Source organism: Glutamicibacter sp. FBE19, from assembly GCF_015524875.1.
GTDB classification, from domain to species: domain Bacteria; phylum Actinomycetota; class Actinomycetes; order Actinomycetales; family Micrococcaceae; genus Glutamicibacter; species Glutamicibacter halophytocola.
In genome coordinates this window covers 50,849-69,213 of sequence record NZ_JACKQN010000001.1, presented here as the reverse complement: position 1 = coordinate 69,213, position 18,365 = coordinate 50,849, and the positions used below count along the sequence as shown (strand labels likewise).

Here is an 18,365-nt window from a genome sequence, read left to right as displayed (position 1 = left end):
CCGCTAACGTCGGTCAACGCCGATAGGCTTATAGACATGTCCGCAGTCCACGCCGCCCTCACCGCTCAGCGGCTCCTTGGCGAGAGCCCGCGTGGGCCCTGCTGCGCACCGACAACGCCCCGGTGGCCTTCGGGATTCTCGGCGCCAGGTTTTCCCGCCAGCGCCGTCAGGTTCCCGCGCCGGAGCTCATGGAGGCTGTTGATGCCGACCTCGACCTGCTGCGCGACCGCGGCTTCGATCTGCCGCAATCCGCGCAGAACTACGTGCGCAGCTGGCTGGCCGGCGGGTATCTGGTGCGCCGTCCCGGCGAGGCCCGCGAGGAACTCTATGAACTGAGCGATGGCGCCCTGACGGCGCTGCGATTCATCGAAGACCTGGCCACACCTCGCACCTCGGTGACTGAATCCCGGCTGACCACCATCGTGCAGCGCGTGCGCGCATTGAATGTGGACACCGACCCGGATATTTCCCAGCGGGTGGCGGCCTTGACGGCCGAACGCGACGCCATCGACGCCCGCGGCTCTGGCACGCTTCCTGAATCGTGGCAAGGAGTGGGAACTGCACCGTTCCCGGGCGTTGCAACTGCGCACGCTGGCGCCGCAGGAATCCGAGGCCCGGGACGGCTTTGACCACGCCCTGGTCCGGGTCATCGGCAAAGTATCCGTGCTGCCTCGGGAAGACTTCGAGCGGATCTTCGATGTCCTGGCCTGGCTGGCCGAACACCCCGACTCGGGCCTCTACCCGCGCCAGCTGCCGGTAGAAGGCATCGACTCCAAATGGCTCGAACGCCATGCGGACATCGTGCGTACCCTGCATGTGGCCACTGGTGGCGCCCCGGGCCTGGGACTGCTGGCCCCGGCCAAGCTCTACCGTGCCAGATTCCTGGACCCGCGTCTGGCTCCCGCGGGAATAGGCGACCTCATGGCAACCCAGGACACTCTGGGCAAGCTCGATCCGGCAGCCCGGACCGTGCTCATCGTGGAAAACCTGCATTCACTGCTTTCACTGCCCGAGCTGCCCGGGGTGGTCGCGCTGCATGGGGGCGGGTATGACGTGCGCTGGTGCGTTCCGGTCCCCTGGGTGGCCCGTGCCGCCATACTGTACTGGGGTGATCTCGACCTGGATGGCCTGGCCATTTTGGCATCCCTGCGTAGCGTGCGACCCGACGCCCAATCGGTGATGATGGATCCTGCCACGCTCCAGCGCTTCGCTCAGCTGGCGGTGCCCCATGCCAAGGGGCTAACCCGTGCGGTGCCCGCTGGATTGATTCCCGCAGAGACCGAGTCCTGCGAACTATTGCGTGCTCAAGTCGGCCTGCGTCTCGAGCAGGAACGCATCCCGTGGGACCACGCACTGGCCGAACTCCGCACCAAACTAGGGCATCGTGACAACCAGCCAGGGTCCACGGACCAAGGAACCAGCCGATGACTGCTTAGCCGCCGTCGGAAGGAAACTAGACCCGGTGAAGGTAGAGTACGCGCTTCGCACCGCACTGGCCCCGGCAATGGACCCGCTTACAAGACATTCACAAGCGCGCGTCGAGCGGCGACTGCTGCTCAATGGCAGGTTGAAGAGCAAGTTGCTTGGAAAACGGCGCACCAGTGCCCAGCCGGCTCTGCGCAGCGCGGCAGAAATCATGGTCGCAGCGGAAGAACGGTGCTTTGCAACGATTGCGGATAGTGCCGATACGCCATCCGGCGTCCTTGTCCAGCAGCGAAAGCTCGGACCGTGTTAAGATTCCGATCTGCCTGGAGCGCCTGTCCTGGGCGAGGTCGGTTTTCACGGAATCAAGGTCCTCTGAATGCAAAACCGGGGCCAGCACCTGCGCAAAACCCGTTGCACCGGCCCGCCATGTCCAGGTAGAGACGAAACATCACTCGGACAGTGAATCGGATACGGCGTGCCGGCGATGCGGCGGGTTGCGCGGGTACTGGCCCCGGAAGATTATGGACGCGCCAGCTTACAACGCGATCTGGCGGTTCTGGTCCTTATAGAGCAGGTAGCGGAAGTTGTCCGGGCCGCCGGCGTAGCAAGCCTGGGGGCAGAAGGCACGCAGGGACATGTAGTCTCCGGCCTCGACCTCGACCCAGTCGCCGTTCAGGCGGTACACGCCCTTGCCCTCCAGCACGTACAGGCCGTGCTCCATGACGTGGGTTTCGGCGAATGGGATGGATGCGCCCGGCTCGAAGGTCACGATGTTCACGCCGAAGTCGAAGGCCACATCGTTCGGGTCGAGCATGCGGGTGGTGCGCCATTTGCCATCGGTGCCTGGCATGGCACCAGGCTCGACGTCCCGCTCGTTGCCCACCACGGCGCCCGGGGCATCCACGCCGGCCAGTGGCTCGTAGCGCTTGCGCAGCCAGTGGAAGCTGGTGAGCTCGGTCCCGTCATTGCGTGCCGACCAGGTGGCCCCTGCTGGCAGGTAGGCGAAGCCACCGTCTTCGAGCACATGCTCGGTGCCTTCGATGACCACGGTCAGCTGGCCGGTGAGCACGAAGATGAAGCCCTGGACTTCTGCCTGCGGCTCCGGCTTGGCGGATCCGCCGCCTGGGGCAACTTCCACGATGGACTGGGCGAAGGTGGTGGCACCGCCGGCGACCGGGCGGTTCAAAACCCAGGCGCGGGTATTGGTCCACTCGGGGAAGACGCTGGTGACGATGTCGCGCAGCACGCCCTTGGGGATGACCGTGTAGGCCTCGGTGACGATGGCGCGGTCGGTGAGCAGATCGCTCTGTGGCGGGTGCCCGCCGAAGTTCGCGAAATAGGATGAGGAGTTCTGGATTGCTGGAACAGTCATGACAGGATCCTTAGGCGTGGGAGCGATTCAGCGCGATCGCTTCGAGTTCGGACAGGGTGATCTGGGCTAGTTCGGCGACTTCCTCGGCGCTCACCGCACCGCAGGTGACCCCGCGATGGATGTAGCGGGCGAGGGCCCGTGCGGTGGCGGGCTCATCCATGATCGTGGAGCTGATCTGGTGGACATAGTTGCGCAGGCGGGTGCCGGCCGCCTGAAGGCCTTCGCGGAAGAATGCGAAGGTGGCCAGGTAGCGGGTTGGCAGCTGGTTTTCGTGCAGGTCCCAGCCCTGGTAGATGCCGCGGGCCAGGTGGCGGGAGACCAATCGGGCGTGCAGGGCCCAGGCTTCGGCCATATTTTCCGGGTCGCCGGCAGGGATGATATTGGTCGAGCCATCGGACAGCTCGACGCCGGTGCCGGCCACGGCCACCTGCATGACATCCTTGGCGTAGTCAGCCACCGGGTGTTCCATGGACTGATAGCCGGCGGCCACGCCCAGCGAGGCCGAGTAGTCGTAGGTGCCGTAGTGCAGGGAAGATACCCGGCCTTGGCCTGCGTGGATCAGCTGGGCCACGGGGTGGGTGCCGTCGGCGGCGATGATCACCTGCGGGGTTTCGACCTGGACTTCGAAGCGGATCTTGCCCGCTTCAAGGCCGTGGGCCTGCTCCAGCTGCTCGGCGAGCAGCACCATGGCCTTGACCTGGTCCACGGTGGTGACCTTGGGCAGGGTCAGGCGCAAGCCAGCAGGCAGTTCCCCATGGGAAAGCAGCTGCGAAATGAACAGCCCCAGGGTGCGGACGCCGCGGGCCCGGGTCGGGGCCTCGAAGCATTTGAAGCGGATGCCGATGAAGGAGGGAGCCTTGTTCGCGGCTACGGCCGCAGCGAGCGAGTCGGCCGCGGCCAGCACGGCTGAGTCCTCCTCGGCATCGCTGCGATTGCCGAAGCCGTCTTCAAAGTCGATGCGCAAGTCTTCGATGGGTTCGCTGGCCAGCTTGTCGGCCACCAGCTCGGCCAGGCGCTGCGGCTCGGCCAAGTTCAGCTTGGCCGCCAGGGCGGACAGGCCCATGAGGCCGCCGGCAGCCGCAATGGCATTCCGGCCCCAGGCCACGGGCAGGTCGGGGGTGTACTTGTCGCCCGGAACATACACGGTATGGATGGGCTGGCGTGCCCCGGAATCGCCCGGGTAGGACTGTTCCAGCAGCTGGTCTGTGCCGGCCAGCAGCGTTTCTACGCTGTCCAGCGTGGACTCATCGAAGGGGTTGATCATGACTTGCTCACGTACTCCTTTTCCAACAGTTCATATGCGCCAGTGGTGAGGAAGTCTGCGAAGTCCTCATCCTTGCCGCTGGTCAGGGTGGCGATCAGCTGTGCAGCTGGCTCGTAGTAGGCCTTGAAGTGTTCGTCATTGCCGACCTCGCCGCGCAGGCGTTCCACCTCTTCGCCCAGAATGGTGGACACCAATTCTGCGGTGATGGTGTTGCCCGTGTCGGCAGCCACCACCTCATTGCGGATCTGCTGCCAGATCTGCGAACGGGAGATCTCGGCGGTGGCAGCATCTTCCATCAGGTTGTGGATGGCCACAGCGCCGTTGCCCGAAAGCCAAACAGCGGTGTAGGCCACGGCCACGTAGAGGTTGGCACGCACGCCGGCTTCGGTGACATCGCCCGGGGCACTGGAGACGTCGAGCAGCTGGGCTGCGGTGACCTCGACTTCTGGACGCTGGCGGTCGATCTGGTTTGGCTTATCGCCGAGCTTGGCGTCGAAGACTTCCTTGCAGATGCCCACCAGATCCGGGTGGGCTACCCATGAGCCGTCGAATCCGTCGTTGGCTTCGCGGGTCTTGTCATCGCGGACCTTCCCGAAGGCAGCCGCGGTGACTTCTGGTTCGCGGCGGTTCGGGATGACTGCGGCCATGCCGCCCATGGCGAAGGCTCCGCGCTTGTGGCAGGTCTTCACCAGCAGTTCGGTGTAGGCACGCATCATCGGTGCGGTCATCGAGACTGCGGAGCGGTCCGGCATGATGAATCCCTCGCCGGCTTCGCGGAAGGTCTTGATGATGGAGAACAGGTAGTCCCAGCGGCCGGCGTTCAGGCCCGAGGCGTGTTCGCGCAGCTCGTAGAGGAATTCTTCCATCTGGAATGCAGCTGGAATCGTTTCGATGAGCATGGTGGCGCGCACGGTGCCATGCGCAATGCCCAGCTCTGCCTGGGCGAAGGTGAAGATCTCGTTCCACAGGCGGGCTTCGAGGTAGTGCTCCATCTTCGGCAGGTAGTAGAACGGTCCCTGCCCGGACTCGGCGAGCAGCTTGGCATTGTGGAAGAAGTGCAAACCGAAGTCCACCAAGGCGCCGACGGCAGGCTTGCCGTCCACGAGCACGTTGTTTTCCGTCATGTGCCAGCCGCGTGGGCGAACCACGACCACTGCGCGTGGCGCGTCGGTGCGCAGCTCATAGGACTTGCCGGTCTTGGCGTCGGTGTAGGCCAGGGTGCCGCGGGCGGCAGCCGACAGGTTGGAGATCGCGTCGATGACGTTGAACCAGCTCGGAGTGGAAGCGTCTTCCAGATCGGCCAGCCAGACCTTGGCACCGGAGTTCAGGGCGTTGATGGCCATCTTGGCTGGGGAGGCCGGCCCGGTGATTTCTACCCGGCGGTCGCGCAGCGCTTCTGGAGCTTCAGCGACTTTCCAGTCGCCGGTGCGCACCGATTCGGTCTGCGGGTCGAAGTCGATGGCCTTGGCATCGGAGAATTCTTTGCGGCGCACCGATCGGGCGGCCAGCAGCTCGTCGCGCGTTCCGGCGAACTTTTGGTGCAGCTTCTGGATGAAAGCTAGGGCGTCATCGGAGAGGATCTGCTGGGCATCAGCGACATCAGGGATGCTGGTAATTGAAATACTCATGAGTTGTTCCTTAACCTCTTGTGCTCTTTTGCACTGCTCTGTTCCATGTATGGATGCTTTGACATGCACCCAATTGTCTTGCTGCAACCTGCTCTGCCGTGACGGCATCGGCTGCCAGTTCATGATCTCGGCGATCCAAAAGATTTCCGTATAGTGGATACTATTATCCTCAAAATGAAAATGCAAGGGGTGCTTGGAACCTTTTGCACGGATTTTTGTCGGTAAATTATCGGATCGTGGAAGAAATGCCGGTTTTTAGGCTATTGTTGAGACGAGGATTTCGCATCGTAGAACTTACGCGTGAGCTACTTCCAAAATGAGTGCCTTAACTAAGGAGCAAAAGATGACGCAGACTTCCAGCAAGTCCACCACTGGCGGAGTGCAATCCGTTGAACGCGCATTTGAGCTTCTCGAAGTCATCGCCCGCGCCGGCGGCGAGGCGGCGCTGAGTGAACTGGCCGCCGACACTCCCCTGCCGTTGCCGACGATCCACCGCCTGCTGCGCACCTTGGTAGGAGTCGGCTACGTCCGCCAGCTGCCCAACCGCCGCTATTCCCTGGGTCCGCGCTTGATTCGCCTGGGTGAAGTCGCCAACCGGCAGCTCGGCGCATTGGCTTCACCGGTACTCAAGGATCTAGTCGCCAAGCTTGGCGAATCAGCCAACATCGCCGTACTTGATGGCGATATGGTCACCTACATCGCCCAGGTGCAGTCTGCGCACTCGATGCGCATGATCACCGAAGTCGGACGCCGCGCCATGCTGCACAACTCCGGGGTCGGCAAGGCCGTGCTCTCGGTGCTTGACGATGAGCGCGTGCAGCGCCTGGTTTCCCAGGCCGGCATGCCTCCGAAGACCGCCAACACCATCACCACGCTGGGCAAGCTGTTCACCGATGTCGAGGCCACCCGCGAACGCGGCTACTCCGTCGACGAGGAAGAGCAGGAATTGGGTGTGCGGTGCATCGCCGTCCCGGTTCCCGGGGCCCCGACCCCGATGGCCATTTCGGTCTCCGGGCCGGTCACCCGCGTAGATGAGGCTTTCATCAAGTCCGCGGTGCCGGTGCTGCAAGAAGCAGCCATGGAACTCGGCGTGCAACTAGTTGCTGCTGCCGACTGATCATTATTCGGCGCTTTCAGCGTGCAAACGCCCGCCTCAGCGATCCGAGAACTCGGTTCGCTGAGGCGGGCGTTGAAATTTTCCAATCTATGAGGACTTCTTCGACGCCACTTTAAAGTAGTTCACCAGCACTTAATCGCCAATGGACATTGCCGAGGGCGCTGCTGGCTCCCGAGGAACTACAACTAAGCGTTGCTCAGGAATCAGCCTTAGGGGCCTTCACTGCCAACTTGTTGATTAGTGGCGACAGGACCAGATATCCCAGGGTTGCGGTGACGGATGCCACCAGCGCCGCCTGGTATTCAGTCATTACCAGCCTGTAGCAGCCGAGCAGGACGACGAACGACAGAAGCGTCTGTAACGCCTGGGTTGCGACCTTGCTTGCACTGTTAAATATTTTGAGGACGATTCGATCGGATATTTCGCCTAGAACCAGGGTAACCAAGACAAAACCTATGGTTAGTAGTGGCGACCAGAGAAGTATGCCGTGTTTAGGCGCGCCCAGTTGAGGGAACCACAGCGGTGTGAAAAACCCAAGCAGTACTGGCAGTCCAGCTGCAATGGTTACGAGCGATAGGTAAAACCCGAATCCGAACTTTTCTGATGTCTTTAGTGTGCTCATTAGTACCTAAGGTTGTTGGGCCTGCTCATACCCCTGCAAAGAAGACCACCCAAGTTGCGGTAGCCTCTGCCACGTCATAAGGGAGACCGAGTGCCACCAGACCGGTGATGATGGGTCCTTCTTGCCAGTTTTGGAGATCATCGAGGAAGTTGGCAATTTTATTCGCGTAGGGGCGCATAGCCTTGGGCAGCTTATCGGCGCCGTATCGAAGTGCGATAAGTGCAGTTTTTTTGGCGATCGAAGTGATGACGTTTGCTGGCTTGGCGACACTTATAGACCCTGATCTTTGTGCTGCCATGGAGTTTGCGACTCGTGCCGAGGAAACGTCGGAGGCACCGGAAGCGCGTTTTGCAATTTCTTTCCAGTCGCTTGCTGTCAATGACCATGAAGTGCTTGTAACGTTCTGGATAGCTCCCGCTGCATTGGCGGATGGAGCCGAGGGGGAAGCATTGGCCACTACTGGAGTCAATACCAAAGCTGCAGAGACTGATGCAGCTACAGAGAGGCGAAGAACTTTTGATTTCATAAATTCATCCTAGATTAGTGTAAATGTTGTCAGGAAATACTCTATTATTTATCTCTATCCACTGTAAATAATACTTTTGTAGGATGCCGGCCAAGGTGTTCTCGAAGATTCAAGGTCGGATCGCCTGCCGTTATGGGAACGTCTCAGGAAGAACATACTCGGCGAACCGCTCGCGATCGTGGACAGGATCCGAAAATTCGCGGTTTCCTTGGGCACCATCCATGTCCTCGATGATCTTAAGGTGCGAATTCAACTCCATCGGTAGCCACCACTGTCATCAGCACCAGGGGAATCAGCACGATGCCCGCAATGGCGGCCAGTGTCGAAAAGGAACTCAGCGCCATCAAAGGGCCGGCTGCAAAAGCAGCTGTCGCGCCGCAGAGGTTGGAGAGCGCATCGACACCGCCCTGCACCGAGGCGCGGTCGTGCTTGCTGATCACCGTGGCGAACAAGGCGGATCCGGCAACGTTGATAAAGGACCAGCCCACACCAAGCAGAATCAGGCTGGCCATGATCCATCCCATGTTTTGCGGGTGCAACCCTCCGGCCAGAAGCGAGCCGGCAAAAATCGCCAGTCCTACGGCAATGGAGAAGCGATAGCCCCAGCGATCTGCCACGTAGCCGACCAAAGGCGCCAGCGCATACATGCCAAGAATATGCAGCGAGATGGTCACCCCGACCAGCGAAACCGAGCCGCCATGATGGGTGACGTGAATCGGCGTCATCGTCATGATGGCCACCATCACCACCTGCGCGCTGAGGATCGCCACCACGGCATAGCGTGCGCGCTGGTTGTTGCGCAGCTCGGCGGCAAAGCGCTTGAGGCCGCCTCGATGGCGAACAGGCAGCGCCGCGCCTGCCAATTGGTCAGTCTCGCGGTTGAGCAATAGGGGGTCCGGGCGCAGGAGGAGGAATACCAACAGGCCAGCAACCAGCATGGCGACACCTGCAATGAGAAACGCCCCGGCGTAGACGTGCAGTCCGGTCGCGTCGCTGATCCGTTGCGCAGGAATGCCTAGATTTGGGCCCAAGACTGTGCCGATGGTTCCCACCCATACGATCAGGGCCAGGCTGCGGCCCTTGTGGTCATCAGCAGCCAGATCCGTCGCGGCAAAGCGTGCCTGCAAGCTGATGGCCGACCCCGAACCAATCAACAGCAAACCACCAAAGAGCGGAATCACCAGCTGGTACTGGGCCGCGGGAACCAGCAGCAAGGCGCCGAGGGCCGCCAGCCACCAACCGCTAGCCAGGGCAATGCGACGGCCGAATCGCGCTGCCAGGTTGCCTAGAGGCAGTCCCAGCAGAGCCGCGCCAAGGGTGCTGGCTGTGCGGGCAAGGCCCGCCCATGCTTCGCTGGAGGTGACCTCTTCAGCTAGCAGGATACCGATGGACGGGGCGACGCCCACTCCGATGGTCCCAAAGATCTGGGAGACGGCAAGGATCCACAATGTTCTTTTCTGAACCGTTCTGCGAGCCAGCTCGATCATTTCTCTCGCCCTTCCTTACACCTCTAGGCAACCAACGTTTTTGCTGCCGTCGCCAGAGTACGCGAGCGCAGTGGGCCAACGACTGCGCTACTGGGCGAACTGGGTTTCATATAGTTGGGTGTAGCGTCCCCCGAGGTCAAGCAGTTCGGCGTGCGTTCCACGTTCAACGATTCGACCGGCCTCCACCACGAGGATCTGGTCAGCTGAGCGGATGGTGGAGAGCCGGTGGGCAATGATCAGCGCAGTGCGGTTCTCCAAGGCCTCGGCCAAGGCCGCCTGCACCGCTGCTTCATTGGCCGAATCCAGTGCTGCCGTGGCCTCATCCAGGATGACCACCTGGGGAGCTGCCAAGAGCAATCGCGCGATGGTCATGCGCTGGCGTTCTCCACCAGAGAGCCGGTAGCCGCGCTCCCCCACCACCGTTTCCAGCCCATCTGGCAAAGACTGGATGACCGGCTTGAGGCGGGCACGCTCCAATGCTTCCCAGATTTGTTCGTCCGTCGCCTCGGGCCGCGCCAAAGTCAGGTTGGAACGGATGGTTTCATGGAAGAGGTGCCCGTCCTGGGTCACCATGGAGACCGAGGTGCGCAGGGAATCCAGCTTGAGCTGGCGGATATCCTCGCCCGCCAGCTGAACGCTTCCCGAGTCCACGTCATAAAGCCGGGCCAGCAGCGAAGCCACGGTGGACTTGCCCGCACCGGATGAGCCAACCAGCGCGAAGGTCTGGCCAGCCGGGATTTCGAAGTTGATATCGTGCAGGACTTCTTCGCCACCACGGGTATCCAGAATGGCTACTTCTTCCAGCGAGGCCAGCGAGACCTTGTCCGCGCTCGGGTAGGAGAAATTCACGTGATCAAATTTCACCGGAATGGGCGCTCCGGCCTCCAGGCGACGCGCGTCGGGAGCATCGGTAATGAGCGGCTCCAGATCCAGGACCTCGAAGACCCGGTCGAAGCTGACCAGGGCGCTGGTGATTTCCACGCGGGCATTAGCTAGTGCAGTCAGCGGGGTGTAGAGCCTGGTGAGCAGCATGCCAAGGGTGACCACGTCACCGGCAGCCAGTTCGCCGCGAACCGCATACATTCCGCCCAAGCCATAGACCAGCGCGAGGGCCAGCGCGGCAACCAGGGTCAGTGCGGTGACGAAGTAGAACTGGCGCATGGTCATCTTCACGCCAATATCCCGGACCCTGCCAGCATGCATGGCGAATTGCCTTGACTCATCCTTGGGGCTGCCGAAGAGCTTGATCAGGGTAGCGCCCGGTGCCGAGAAACGCTCGGTCATCTGATTGCCCATGCTCGCGTTCAATTCCGCGGATTCACGGCGCATCAATGCCACAGACTTGCCGAAATGGCGGGCAGGCAAAAGGAAAATCGGCAAAAGCACCAGCGCAATGAGCGTCACCTGCCATGAGGTGGTGAACATGACGGCGGCAGTGAGGATCAAGGCCACGGTATTGGAGACCAATCCAGAAAGCGTTCCTGCGAAAGCCGATTGGGCGCCAATGACATCGTTGTTCAGCCGGCTGACCAGGGCGCCGGTTCTGGTGCGCGCAAAGAAGGCAACAGGCATTTTCTGGACATGGTCGAAGACCGCAGTGCGCAAGTCGTAGATGATCCCTTCGCCAAGCCGCGAGGAGAACCAGCGAACGATCACGGAAGTAATGGCGTCCAACACTGCAATCACTGCCATGATGATCGCCAGGTTGGCGATGGTGCGCACTCCGGACTGCGCCACGATCTCGTCAACCACCCGTCCGGCCAGAACCGGGGTCACGACAGCAAGCACGGCGGCGACCACCGAGAAGAGCACGAAGATCAGGAGCCGGGTTTTATATTCCGCCGCAAATTTCAGGACCCGCTTGGGCGTAGTTGCGGCGTAGGCCTTCCCTTTGTCACCAGATAGTTTCCATAGCGAATGCCAAGCGGCACTTTCCATGCTCATGAATTTTTGCTCGCAATCCTGCTCGGGGATTCGGTGGGTTCCACCTTGCCTAGTTTCCCAGCAACCCTTCTGCAACTTCTAGGTAGGGTCAGCTTATTTTTATGCGGCAGGCAGGGAAGGGCTCAGCAGCCATCCCACAGATCATTTCATGCAGCCCTGGCCACTTTCCGCCTCTTTTGCTTCCACGATCCAGTAGCGATTCATTCCGAATTATGGAATTACAATTTTTCATTGCGGAATCTTGTGATCTGACTTACAGTTGACAGCATCCACCACTCAGGCACATACCTCGGAGTGAGACTTCCCTCAGGAGCAGCCATGAAAATGAAATCGCCCGACGACTTGACCTTCCAAGAACCGTCAGCTAAAAAACCCTTCTACACGTCGTTGTTTTTCCAACTCGGCATTGCTATTGCAGCTGGCGTATTGATTGGGCATTTCCTTCCAAAAGTAGGATCAGAACTTCGCCCATTGGGTGACGGGTTCATCATGTTGATCAAGATGATCATCGCCCCACTAATCTTCCTCGTTATCGTTACCGGCATCGCCGCCGTAGGCGACGTGAAAGCCGTAGGCCGAGTGGGCGTCAAAGCCCTGCTGTACTTCACCTGCGCAACCGTCTTTGCATTGATCTTCGGCCTGATCGTCGCCAACCTCGCTCAGCCCGGGGCTGGACTGAACATCGATCCTTCCACTTTGGATACGACTGCCCTAGAAGAAAAATCCGGGGAACCCAAGGGCGCAGCGGACTTCATTTTGGGGATCATTCCGGTGAGCGTCATAGGCGCCTTCGCCGAGAACAACCTGCTGCAGGTCCTGTTCTTCTCGGTCTTCTTCGGTGCAGCCATTGTCGTGGTCGGCCAAGAACGCTGTGCGCCATTGCTGGCAGTATTCGAAAACGTCCTGGAACTGATCTTCAAGGTGATGAGCTGGGTTATGCGCGTCGCTCCCTTGGGCGCGTTCGGCGCCATGGGTTTCATTATTGGCCAGTACGGCATCGAAACCCTGGGCACCTACGCAAAGCTGATCCTTGCCTGCTACACCGCAGCACTCTTGTTCATCGGCATCTTGTTCCTGGTGGCATGGATTTTCGCCCGAGTCCCGTTGTGGCAATTCATCAAATACACCCGCGAAGAATTCCTTCTCGCGCTGGGCACCGCGTCAACTGAATCCGTGATGCCCCGCATCATGACCAAGCTGACCAATGCAGGTTGCTCGCGCGCCACAACCGGGCTGGTTGTACCTACCGGATATTCCTTCAACCTTGATGGCGCAGCAATCTACCTGTCGATTTCCCTGCTCTTCTTGGCCCAGGCTTTTGGACATGACCTGAGCTTCGGCCAGCAGCTGGCAGCACTCGGTGTCCTCCTGCTGACTTCCAAGGGCATGGCGGGCGTTCCCGGCTCGTCCTTCCTGGCGCTGTCGGCCACCGCAGCTGCCTTGGGCATCTTCCCGGTCGCAGGCGTGGCATTGCTGCTGGGAGCGGACCGCATCATGGATTCCATGCGCGTTGCCGTAAACCTGCTCGGCAACTGCGTGGCAACTTTTGTGGTTGCCAAATGGGAAGGGCAGTTCGACCGCGAAACAATGAAGCGTGCCTTCGCAGGCGAGATTACCAATGAAGACACCGCCCGCATGCTGGGACGCGATGAGGAATGGGAGGCGATGGAAGCCGAACGCCTGGCTAGCGGCAACGCTCCATCGCCGAAGTTCGGCGGAGGCCCGACCCCGGATGCCTTGCCGCGAATCGACATGCAACCGGCAACCGAAGCGGACTCGGCAATTCCGAACGAAGATTCATCACAGGTCACAACCCAGTCGAAGACATGATCCTCAACCGGTTGTGACAAGGCTTCATAAATGAAGAGTGGCTGGTCGGCCAGCGGTGAAAGGTTATCCCTTTCCCCTGGCCGGCCAGCCTTTTAACGCAATCTCGATCTGGCTGTTTTCAGTGGCCGCACCTGCCGCGAGTGCGCCTAGATTGCACTCCACCCGCCATCGGAAGCCACCACCACGCCATTGATGTTGGTGCTGTCCTCGCTGAGCAGGAAGGTTATGGACGCGGCCAGCTGGCTAGCGGTAGCCAGCCCCGGAATGATGCTCATGAGCGGGCCAATGGCTTCTTGGGCGAATACCGAATCCATCGGCGCCTCGATATTCGTCTGCACGGCTCCCGGGGCAACAGCGTTGAACCGTATCCCCTTCTTGGCATACATGACTGCCGAGTTCTTCGTCATTCCAATCACCGCGTGCTTGGACGCCGTGTAGGCGACTCCCGCAGCCGAGCCGCGCAGTCCAGCCTCGGAGGCAACGTTGACTACAGCTCCATGGCCCGCGTCTAGCATCAGCGGCAGGACACTGCGAGTTAGCTTCAAGATGGAATTGACGTTCACGTTGAAGACCCGCTCCCAGGTCGCATCCTCAACTTCATGGATGGGCTCGAACTTGTCCATGATGCCCGCGACGTTTGCCAAGCCGTCGATTCTTCCTTCGCCGGCGGCAACAACGCGGTCAGCGACTTCTTGCTCGGTGATATCGCCGGCCACAACAACCATGTCCAACTCGGGATTCTCAGCCACCAGGTCTTCAAGCCTGCCAGCGCTGATGTCACCTGCGATAACCTTGCCGCCTTCCTTGGCCACGCGCAGTGCCGTGGCCTTGCCAATTCCAGATCCAGCTCCGGTCACGACGATCGTTTTGCCGGTGAACCGGCCTGCTGCGATCCGCTCCTGCCAAGTGTTTTCCGCACTCATTCCACTCCCCATCTACTGCGCAAACTGTCACGATCAGCTTATGACTCACAGTGTCATAATTCAATGGCCCATACTTGAGATATGCCGGACAGCAACAGTTCCACTTCCCCACGCCTCTCCGGGCGGCCGCAATCCATCGACCCGGATGGGGTGGCCCGGATTGCCTTGGAGCTGTTTGACCAACATGGCTATGCCCAGGTTTCAATGGCCCAGATTGCGGAAGCCTCTGGAATTGGGCGCAAGAGCCTGTACCGGTACTTCTCATCCAAAGCTGATCTCGTGTGGGGCGGTGCGCTTGAGGCAATTTCGGTTTCCGAAGCCGCTCTGAACACAGGGCGGCAAACCGGGCTGGACCTGATCGAGTCCCTGCACAAGGCCACGCTGGCCGCCCTGCAGTCCTTGCCTGACTTGGAAGTTGCGCGGGGACGATTGCGCTTGATCGCGGAGCAGCCTGAATTGCTCTCGCAAGCGTCACTGCGCATGTCTCCGGATCGGGAACGAACCACGCGGTTCTTCATGGAACATGGCGTGAACGAAGAGCAAGCCGAATACCTGACCATAGCTTTCGGCGCAGTTCTTTTCACTGCATGCGTCCGCTGGGCACAGTCCACCCAGCCGGATCCAGCTCCTTTTCTGGCCAACGCCGTACAGGTCCTCCAGATGCCACGGGGGCTTGACTAGGAAGTGCCTGCAGTCCAGCGGTCATCAATCATGGCCGCAAAGTCGAAAACCTCATCGAGGATTTCGCGCAGGGTCTCATCCTGCGATTCGATCCATCTGACCAGGGCATGGTCATAGAGGGTCAGCGCCAGCAACGCGGAGGTGTCAGCCAGTCGGGGATTGGCGCAAAAGGGGTGCAGCGCGTGCGCCAGCGCAGCCTGTTGCTCCCTGCGCGAATCCTGCCAGCTGGCCCGCAGGGCAGGGGTGCTCCACACCAATCGAACTCGCGAGCGCATAGTGCCGGGGTCCTGGTCGGCGGCCACAACGGTTGGCTCGAAGCTTCGGCGCAAAAGCTCGAGCAAACTCTCACTGGGATTTGATGCCATGGATTCGAGCATCTGGGAGAAATGCATATTCATCGACCGCAATGCAGTCACCACGGCGTCTTCTTTTGAAGAGAAATACCTGAAGAATGTCGCACGGGAAATGCCAACAGCCTGGGCCGCCTGCTGGGCCGTGACGTTCTCCAACCCGCGCTCGGCAAAAACGGCATACACCTGCTGCGCCAGCTCGGTTTTCATCTTCTCGCGCACCCGATCGCGCACTACGCTGCCCATGGCAAGGATTTTACTCTGAGATCACCATCCATTAATGAGACTCCGTCTCTTTGCACTGATCAAGCCATGAAACCAGTAGGTGTGTCGCATGGTTGCCGATTCACGATACTCAATAATTGCCCGATATTGATGTCCACCTCCCACCACTTCGGTAGGCTCAAGAGCGGGCAGTAAATCCGATACGAAGGACGGACATGGGACAGCAAGGAAGCGTAAACAGCATCGAACTTGGCCAAGGGCTAAAGGTCACCGAACAGGGGTTTGGATGCATGTCTTTGAGCAGCGCCTATGGAGCTGCCGATGATGCAGAATCCCTGCGCACCGTGAACCATGTGATCGATTCCGGAGTCACCTTCCTGGATACCGCGAACATCTACGGCGCCGGACACAACGAAAGCCTGCTCGCCGAAGTACTCAAGACCCGCCGCAACGAAGTCACCCTGGCAACCAAAGCCGGGATAGTCCGCCCCAAGAATCCGGGTGACCCGCGCGCCAACGGCTCCCCCGCCTTCATCAAGGAATGCCTCGACGAAAGCCTGAAGCGCCTGGGCGTGGAACATATCGACCTCTACTACTACCACCGAGTCGATAGCAGGGTGCCAATTGAAGATACCGTCGGCGCCTACAAGGAACTGGTCGACGCCGGCAAAATAAGCCATATCGGATTGTCCGAAGTGACCGCCGATGAATTGCGCCGCGCGCACAAGGTGCACCCGATCACCGCCATTCAAATGGAGTACTCCATTTTCAGCCGCGACATCGAACGCTGGTTGCTGCCCGCCGCCAGCGAGCTCGGCGTGGGCCTGGTCAGCTACGCATCCCTGGGCCGCGGCTACTTCACCGGCGAAGTCGATTCACTGGATCAGCTGGATGCGACCGACGTCCGCCGGAACTTCCCGCGGTTCGAAGACGCCCGAATGAAGAATAATCGCCCGCTGCGCGCAATCATCGAGGAAACTGCGCGGCGTGAAGGAATTACCACCGCCCAGCTCTCGCTGGCTTGGGTTTATGAGCAGGCCCGCGCCCAGAACGTCGAGGTCTCGCCGATCCCGGGAACCCGCTACTCCGCCCACTTCGATGACAATCTGCGGTCCTTGGATGTCCGGCTTTCAGCAGACTCAATGGCCGCGCTGAACGCTTTGGCTGATCAAGTCGACGGCGAGCGCCAGGCTGACATCATGTCGGTGTCCAAGGGTCGCGAAGAAGAACAGATGGCCCAAGGAGGCATCGCCTCATGAAAATTGCTCTCGCCCAGGTACTGAGCACCTCGGATCCGCAACGCAATCTGGTGATCGTGCGGGATCACGCGAAGCAGGCCAAGGAGGCCGGAGCTTCCCTGGTGGTCTTCCCGGAAGCGATGCAAATTGCGTTTGGCAATGATCTGGCCAGGAACGCCCAGCCACTGGATGGGCCATGGGCGACGCTGATCCGCCAGCAAGCACGGGAAATCGGGATCACCATCATCGCCGGAATGTTTACCCCCGGAGTAGAGGGACGGGTCCGCAATACCCTATTGATTGCCGGCGCCGAGGCAGATACCCACTACGACAAGATTCACCTGTACGACGCTTTCGGCTATGCCGAATCCGACGCAGTGACCCCCGGAAGCACTCCAGTCCGCTTTGAGCACGAGGGACAGATCCTGGGCGTTGCCACCTGCTATGACCTGCGATTCCCGAAGCTGTTCATCCGCCACGCCAATTCCGGGGCAACCGTGAACGTCGTCTGCGCGTCCTGGGGCCAAGGCGAAGGCAAGGCGGAACAGTGGACAACACTCGCCAAGGCCCGCGCTTTGGATTCGACCACCTTCGTCGTAGCGGTCGACCAGGCCGATCCGGCGAGCGTCGGGCAAAAGCTGTCGGGCACCGCGCCGCTGGGCGTGGGGCATTCGGTGGTTATTAGTCCTCTGGGGCAGGTCATTGCGCAAGCTGGCGCCGAACCCGAATTGCTCGTGGTCGACCTGGATCTGGCGTTGGTCGAGGAAGCGCGCAGGCAACTGCCAGTGCTGGCCAATACGGTCGATCTTTAGCGAGCATTTATTGCCGCCGGCCCGTCAGCCCGCTTCCGATACCTGCGGCACATTCTCTTGGACCGGGACCGGCGTGCGGCGCCGCGGCCGAAGCTCGCTCACAAGGGAACCGGCAATGATGAAGACCGCACCAAGGATGGCCACTGGCGGCAACCTGTCCCCGGCGAATCTGCCAATAACCGCCGCCCACACCGGCTCGCCTGCGTAGATGATCGTGGCTCTTGCCGGGGATATCGAGCGCTGGGCCCAGTTCATGGCCAGCTGGATGACACAGCTGGCTACGCCCAGGGCCACGGCAGCGGAAATCCATACCCACGAGAACTCTGGAGGCTGCTCTCCGGCTATTGGCATGGCCAGGAATCCCAGCAAGCCGGCAACCAGCAGCTGCACCACAGTCACCCGCCCCAGATTCACTTTCCCGGCAAACCAGCCGATCAAGATGATCTCGGCAGCTATCGGCAGCGTGCTGATAATTGTCGCAACTTCTCCTGCCCCGAAGGCGAACCCCACATTGCCTGGATTGGCCAGCAGGATCAGCCCGACGAAGGCCAGCAGCACCCCGAACCAGGTGGCCAGCCGGGGCCGTTTCCTGAACACCACCCACTGCAGCAATGGGACCAGTGGCACGTAGAGAGCCGTGATGAAGGCCGAAGTGCTGCTATTCAGGCTCTGCAGGCCAACGGTCTGCAATCCATATCCCAGGAAGATCATCACGCCAATTGCGGTGCCAGCTGCAACTTCCTTGATCGTGAGGCCTGAAAGCACGCGAGAGAAGAGCAGTGCGCTGATAAGCGCCGCCGTGATGAACCGGAATCCGACGAAAAACCACGGGCCGCTGTATTGCACGGCAATGTGGATGACCAGGAACGTTGCACCCCATACGCAGGTTGCGAGCATGAGTACAGCTTCTTGGCGGGTGAA

18 protein-coding genes are annotated in these 18,365 nt (G+C 60.5%); 7 read left to right on the top strand and 11 right to left on the bottom strand.

Translation table 11 applies throughout. From position 1 onward, the window contains the following. The first annotated feature begins 122 nt into the window (after positions 1-122). Complete coding sequence (locus H6F58_RS00300; protein WP_348536348.1) at positions 123-629, top strand: DUF3375 family protein; 507 nt, start codon at positions 123-125, stop codon at positions 627-629. Continuing rightward, entirely contained in the window at positions 523-1,428 is a 906-nt protein-coding gene (locus H6F58_RS00295; RefSeq protein WP_348536364.1) for a Wadjet anti-phage system protein JetD domain-containing protein, read from the top strand. Before H6F58_RS00300 ends, H6F58_RS00295 begins: the two co-directional genes overlap by 107 nt. A gap of 97 nt (positions 1,429-1,525) precedes the next feature. Here the strand turns inward: H6F58_RS00295 and H6F58_RS00290 are convergent, their stop codons facing one another. The 4 genes from H6F58_RS00290 to aceB all read right to left on the bottom strand — a co-directional run bounded on the left by H6F58_RS00290 (position 1,526) and on the right by aceB (position 5,689). Continuing rightward, entirely contained in the window at positions 1,526-1,783 is a 258-nt protein-coding gene (locus H6F58_RS00290) for a hypothetical protein (RefSeq protein WP_195180804.1), read from the bottom strand. Between the two features lie 177 nt (positions 1,784-1,960). Continuing rightward, complete coding sequence (locus tag H6F58_RS00285) at positions 1,961-2,797, bottom strand: bifunctional allantoicase/(S)-ureidoglycine aminohydrolase (RefSeq protein ID WP_195180803.1); 837 nt, start codon at positions 2,795-2,797, stop codon at positions 1,961-1,963. 10 nt (positions 2,798-2,807) lie between these two features. Beyond that, positions 2,808-4,061, bottom strand: a complete 1,254-nt coding sequence (locus H6F58_RS00280; protein WP_195180802.1) for an aldolase/citrate lyase family protein — start codon at positions 4,059-4,061, stop codon at positions 2,808-2,810. Then, entirely contained in the window at positions 4,058-5,689 is a 1,632-nt protein-coding gene (gene aceB, locus H6F58_RS00275) for a malate synthase A (protein WP_195180801.1), read from the bottom strand. Before aceB ends, H6F58_RS00280 begins: the two co-directional genes overlap by 4 nt. A 343-nt stretch (positions 5,690-6,032) precedes the next feature. Here aceB and H6F58_RS00270 point away from each other — a divergent pair, with 343 nt between their 5' ends. Then, positions 6,033-6,806 (top strand): IclR family transcriptional regulator, encoded by a 774-nt coding sequence (locus tag H6F58_RS00270; protein ID WP_195180800.1) that lies wholly within the window; start codon positions 6,033-6,035, stop codon positions 6,804-6,806. Between the two features lie 196 nt (positions 6,807-7,002). Here the strand turns inward: H6F58_RS00270 and H6F58_RS00265 are convergent, their stop codons facing one another. The 4 genes from H6F58_RS00265 to H6F58_RS00250 form a co-directional block, all read right to left on the bottom strand. Further along, positions 7,003-7,428, bottom strand: a complete 426-nt coding sequence (locus tag H6F58_RS00265) for a hypothetical protein (RefSeq protein ID WP_195180799.1) — start codon at positions 7,426-7,428, stop codon at positions 7,003-7,005. A 25-nt stretch (positions 7,429-7,453) separates the two neighbouring features. After that, a complete protein-coding gene (locus H6F58_RS00260) occupies positions 7,454-7,954 on the bottom strand; it encodes a hypothetical protein (RefSeq protein WP_195181126.1) in 501 nt (166 codons plus the stop codon). A 236-nt stretch (positions 7,955-8,190) separates the two neighbouring features. After that, on the bottom strand, positions 8,191-9,441 hold the full coding sequence (locus H6F58_RS00255; protein ID WP_195180798.1) for an MFS transporter: 1,251 nt from the start codon (positions 9,439-9,441) through the stop codon (positions 8,191-8,193). 87 nt (positions 9,442-9,528) lie between these two features. Beyond that, positions 9,529-11,385, bottom strand: coding sequence for an ABC transporter ATP-binding protein (locus tag H6F58_RS00250; RefSeq protein WP_195180797.1), 1,857 nt, complete (start codon positions 11,383-11,385; stop codon positions 9,529-9,531). A 318-nt stretch (positions 11,386-11,703) separates the two neighbouring features. Here H6F58_RS00250 and H6F58_RS00245 point away from each other — a divergent pair, with 318 nt between their 5' ends. Continuing rightward, positions 11,704-13,215: a cation:dicarboxylase symporter family transporter gene (locus tag H6F58_RS00245; RefSeq protein WP_195180796.1), complete on the top strand. Its 1,512-nt coding sequence runs from the start codon at positions 11,704-11,706 to the stop codon at positions 13,213-13,215. 146 nt (positions 13,216-13,361) lie between these two features. Here H6F58_RS00245 and H6F58_RS00240 read toward each other — a convergent pair whose 3' ends face one another. Next, entirely contained in the window at positions 13,362-14,138 is a 777-nt protein-coding gene (locus tag H6F58_RS00240) for an SDR family NAD(P)-dependent oxidoreductase (protein ID WP_195180795.1), read from the bottom strand. An 81-nt stretch (positions 14,139-14,219) separates the two neighbouring features. Here H6F58_RS00240 and H6F58_RS00235 point away from each other — a divergent pair, with 81 nt between their 5' ends. Further along, on the top strand, positions 14,220-14,819 hold the full coding sequence (locus H6F58_RS00235) for a TetR family transcriptional regulator (protein ID WP_146277013.1): 600 nt from the start codon (positions 14,220-14,222) through the stop codon (positions 14,817-14,819). Here the strand turns inward: H6F58_RS00235 and H6F58_RS00230 are convergent. Then, positions 14,816-15,415 carry a TetR family transcriptional regulator gene (locus H6F58_RS00230; protein WP_146277015.1) on the bottom strand — a complete coding sequence of 200 codons (600 nt, stop codon included), beginning with the start codon at positions 15,413-15,415 and terminating at the stop codon, positions 14,816-14,818. The genes H6F58_RS00235 and H6F58_RS00230 overlap by 4 nt on opposite strands. Before the next feature lie 194 nt (positions 15,416-15,609). Between H6F58_RS00230 and H6F58_RS00225 the strand changes: the two genes are divergently transcribed. Together H6F58_RS00225 and H6F58_RS00220 are read left to right on the top strand one after the other, a co-directional pair. Beyond that, positions 15,610-16,653, top strand: a complete 1,044-nt coding sequence (locus tag H6F58_RS00225; protein WP_146277017.1) for an aldo/keto reductase — start codon at positions 15,610-15,612, stop codon at positions 16,651-16,653. Then, positions 16,650-17,444 (top strand): carbon-nitrogen hydrolase family protein, encoded by a 795-nt coding sequence (locus tag H6F58_RS00220; RefSeq protein ID WP_146277019.1) that lies wholly within the window; start codon positions 16,650-16,652, stop codon positions 17,442-17,444. Before H6F58_RS00225 ends, H6F58_RS00220 begins: the two co-directional genes overlap by 4 nt. Before the next feature lie 24 nt (positions 17,445-17,468). On the opposite strand, the gene H6F58_RS00215 is transcribed toward H6F58_RS00220, so the two are convergent. Beyond that, positions 17,469-18,341 carry a DMT family transporter gene (locus H6F58_RS00215; RefSeq protein ID WP_244652213.1) on the bottom strand — a complete coding sequence of 291 codons (873 nt, stop codon included), beginning with the start codon at positions 18,339-18,341 and terminating at the stop codon, positions 17,469-17,471. Between the last annotated feature and the right edge of the window lie 24 nt (positions 18,342-18,365).

What these genes read in the sequence shown, in the direction of transcription:
- H6F58_RS00230 (WP_146277015.1), bottom strand. Translation starts at nt 15,415, where the DNA reads ATGGGCAGCGTAGTGCGCGATCGGGTGCGCGAGAAGATGAAAACCGAG.
- H6F58_RS00260 (WP_195181126.1), bottom strand. Translation starts at nt 7,954, where the DNA reads ATGAAATCAAAAGTTCTTCGCCTCTCTGTAGCTGCATCAGTCTCTGCA.
- H6F58_RS00270 (WP_195180800.1), top strand. Translation starts at nt 6,033, where the DNA reads ATGACGCAGACTTCCAGCAAGTCCACCACTGGCGGAGTGCAATCCGTT.
- H6F58_RS00255 (WP_195180798.1), bottom strand. Translation starts at nt 9,441, where the DNA reads ATGATCGAGCTGGCTCGCAGAACGGTTCAGAAAAGAACATTGTGGATC.
- H6F58_RS00245 (WP_195180796.1), top strand. Translation starts at nt 11,704, where the DNA reads ATGAAAATGAAATCGCCCGACGACTTGACCTTCCAAGAACCGTCAGCT.
- H6F58_RS00220 (WP_146277019.1), top strand. Translation starts at nt 16,650, where the DNA reads ATGAAAATTGCTCTCGCCCAGGTACTGAGCACCTCGGATCCGCAACGC.
- H6F58_RS00240 (WP_195180795.1), bottom strand. Translation starts at nt 14,138, where the DNA reads ATGAGTGCGGAAAACACTTGGCAGGAGCGGATCGCAGCAGGCCGGTTC.
- H6F58_RS00250 (WP_195180797.1), bottom strand. Translation starts at nt 11,385, where the DNA reads ATGAGCATGGAAAGTGCCGCTTGGCATTCGCTATGGAAACTATCTGGT.
- H6F58_RS00280 (WP_195180802.1), bottom strand. Translation starts at nt 4,061, where the DNA reads ATGATCAACCCCTTCGATGAGTCCACGCTGGACAGCGTAGAAACGCTG.
- H6F58_RS00265 (WP_195180799.1), bottom strand. Translation starts at nt 7,428, where the DNA reads ATGAGCACACTAAAGACATCAGAAAAGTTCGGATTCGGGTTTTACCTA.
- H6F58_RS00225 (WP_146277017.1), top strand. Translation starts at nt 15,610, where the DNA reads ATGGGACAGCAAGGAAGCGTAAACAGCATCGAACTTGGCCAAGGGCTA.
- H6F58_RS00285 (WP_195180803.1), bottom strand. Translation starts at nt 2,797, where the DNA reads ATGACTGTTCCAGCAATCCAGAACTCCTCATCCTATTTCGCGAACTTC.
- H6F58_RS00235 (WP_146277013.1), top strand. Translation starts at nt 14,220, where the DNA reads ATGCCGGACAGCAACAGTTCCACTTCCCCACGCCTCTCCGGGCGGCCG.
- H6F58_RS00215 (WP_244652213.1), bottom strand. Translation starts at nt 18,341, where the DNA reads ATGCTCGCAACCTGCGTATGGGGTGCAACGTTCCTGGTCATCCACATT.
- aceB (WP_195180801.1), bottom strand. Translation starts at nt 5,689, where the DNA reads ATGAGTATTTCAATTACCAGCATCCCTGATGTCGCTGATGCCCAGCAG.